This window comes from Bacillus sp. 05T31, assembly GCF_056396725.1.
This window is the reverse complement of sequence record NZ_JBFTMA010000802.1, coordinates 1-2,940: the sequence shown is the minus strand read 5'-3', so window position 1 is coordinate 2,940 and position 2,940 is coordinate 1. Positions and strand designations below refer to the sequence as shown.

Below are 2,940 nucleotides of genomic sequence, written 5' to 3'. Positions count from 1 at the left end.
GAACAATGGTGAACGTTCTTGGGATTGCCCATGCCATGGTTCGCGATTCTCGTATACAGGAGAAGTACTTGAAGGGCCTGCTGAAAAGCCATTACAAAAGTATGACTATAAAATGCTAGATAATCTTACTTCAGAAGACTCTGGTTATTAATAAAAAACACTTAAACAAAAAGAAAGAGCGTGTTTTGAAAAAATATTTATCAAGACTTAATTTTATAAAATGGTTTAATATAAATCCTCCCAATATATTATATATGTTGGGGAATTTATATTATTTACATTCGTTCTTCGTTATATAAGGACCCACCACATGACTATCAAACTAGGGATACATTAAGGAAAATTTCAGAAGAAAAGCAAGCCCACTCCTTATCTATTTGTGTATAAGGAGTGGGCTTGCTTTGGTTACCGATAATGATAAGGTAGGTTAATTTTACATGTATACGAGATTTATCACTATCATCATGAACTTTTGTTGATGGTATTTATATATATATTTACTCATAAGAATAGAACTAGCTTAGTATTTACTGGGGGGATTAASAATGMATAGGGATGAAACMTCATTACAYCCTGATACRGGTGTTACRTCTGTAATGTTTGTTGARCGYTCATTAAATGAAATTCGTTTTTGGTCTAGAATCATGAAGGAGCATTCTTTTTTTCTTCGTTTGGGTTTTAGATGYGAGGATACYCAACTAATCGAAGAAGCTAATCAATTTTATCGATTGTTTGAACATATCGAACAAATAGCATATTCCTATACAAATGAAACAGATCCTGGGCAAATAAAAAGATTTAATTCAGAAGTACAACAAGCTGCAACTAATATTTGGGGATTTAAACGAAAAATTCTAGGATTAATTCTCACATGTAAATTGCCAGGACAAAATAATTTTCCGCTGTTAGTGGACCATACAAGTAGAGAGGCTAATTATTTTAGAAACCGTTTAATGGAATTAAATGAAGGTAAATTAGATGCCCTTCCTGATGCTATTATTAAAGAAAATGTTTTCTTTTTAAGGATTATGGCAGACCATGCTAAATTTATTGGTCACCTTCTTGATCCATCGGAAAGAAAGCTTGTAGATACAGCCCGGAATTTTAGCAATGATTTTGATGAATTGATGTATCAAGCAATCGACTTAGAATCTATGAATCCACAATCACAAACAGTCCCTCTTTTAGATCAATTTTTAGATCAAAATCGCGTGTCAGTTACATCTCTTCGGGATTTTAAGAAAACGGCACGTGATTTAATTGAGCAATGTAAAATAAAGAGTATCATTCATCCATTATTAGCAGACCATGTGTTTCGTGAAGCTGATAGATTTCTTGAAATAATTGATATGTTTGATGCTCATCTTACCAATATTAAATCACAACCTAGATAGTAAAAAATAAGAAAAGATACTATTTTKGGTTCTGTTGCAAAGTTTTTTAACAGATAGAAAATTCTCTTCTTGTCTCTTTTAGCAAATCCTCCAAAATGGATTTTCAAAATTAGGGAATTATAATGTTTTATTAAGATAACTTAAGGAGGATGAAAAGTGGATAATGAAATGAATTATGGAAGTGATTATAAGTTTATTCTGGCAACTTCAATTGGAAGTGGCCTTGGCATTGAGGTATTGCCGGATTTATTTTGTTACACTATCCAAATCGTCAACATCTGTTTTTTTGGAAATCCGCAAACAAATGATGTTGTTTTAGTAGATGCTGGAATGCCTAAATCTGCAAATGAAATTATCTCTATAACCGAGGAACGATTTGGTGTAAATAGCCGCCCAAAAGCAATTATTTTAACTCATGGGCATTTTGATCATGTTGGAGGAATAATTGAACTAATCAAGTATTGGGATGTTCCAGTCTATGCTCATCAAATGGAGATACCCTTTCTGACAGGTCAGCAAAGCTATTCAGAACCAGACCCTACAGTTGAAGGTGGCATGGTAGCGAAAATGTCGCCTATGTTCCCTAACGAACCGATAAATTTAGGAAATAACGTAAAAACGCTACCTGCTGATGGAACTGTTCCCTATATGCCAGGGTTTGAATGGATTCATACACCAGGACATACTCCAGGTCATATTTCGTTATTCCGAGAAAAAGATCGAGCTTTAATTGCTGGGGATGCTTTTGTTACAGTCAAACAGGAATATCTATATAAAGTATTTACTCAGGAACAGGAAATAAGCGGACCCCCTCGTTATTTAACAACAGACTGGAAGGCTGCCAAAGAATCCGTCATTAAACTGGAGAAGTTAAAGCCTCTAGCCGCCGTTACAGGCCATGGTATGCCAATGTTAGGCGAATTACTAACAACAAGCCTCAAAACACTCGTTAGTGAATTTGATATGATTGCTATACCCGATTACGGAAAATATGTAGACAAAAATATACATTAAACAAGAAAACGCTTTTATGTTTTTTACATTAAATTAATATAACACAAAACTAAAAAGTCCAAATCTTAGACATGCAGAAAACATCAAAAAATATTAAAATTAATATGTTAAAAACAATGCATTTAGATACCAGATTTATTCTAAGAACGGAACTACCGTAGAAAAAATTAAGATAAACTTCTCAACATTGGGAAAAATAAAAAATTCTGTTACAAAATTTAAAAAGCAATAATACCTATCAATAAATGAAAAGAACAATTGAGGTAGTTACTGATAATTGGTTTAATCCCTTGTTCCTTGAACAACTGCAGTTTATATATAGGTGGTGAATCTCCCTATTTTTTTGAATAAAACTCGATATTCCGCAAACAATATCTGTAATACAACCTGCATCTTACCCAGGTTGTATTTCTTACCATTAAAGAGCGGTAATTATAAATAACTGCTCTTTTTTAATTTTTTTAACATAAAATTAGAATTTTTGTTAATAATATACTTAACCCATGAAATGGTTATACTCCTTAAATTAATT

Annotated in this window: 3 protein-coding genes; all 3 read left to right on the top strand. The window is 32.7% G+C overall.

What is annotated here, in order from left to right; all coding sequences use genetic code 11:
* The coding region (locus tag AC1DJR_RS28470) for a Rieske 2Fe-2S domain-containing protein (RefSeq protein ID WP_477004097.1) at window positions 1-151 on the top strand (151 nt) is incomplete at its 5' end.
* Between the two features lie 394 nt (window positions 152-545).
* Window positions 546-1,394, top strand: coding sequence for a DUF2935 domain-containing protein (locus tag AC1DJR_RS28465; protein WP_477004096.1), 849 nt, complete (start codon window positions 546-548; stop codon window positions 1,392-1,394).
* Between the two features lie 156 nt (window positions 1,395-1,550).
* Complete coding sequence (locus AC1DJR_RS28460) at window positions 1,551-2,408, top strand: MBL fold metallo-hydrolase (RefSeq protein WP_477004095.1); 858 nt, start codon at window positions 1,551-1,553, stop codon at window positions 2,406-2,408.
* Window positions 2,409-2,940: the final 532 nt, after the last annotated feature.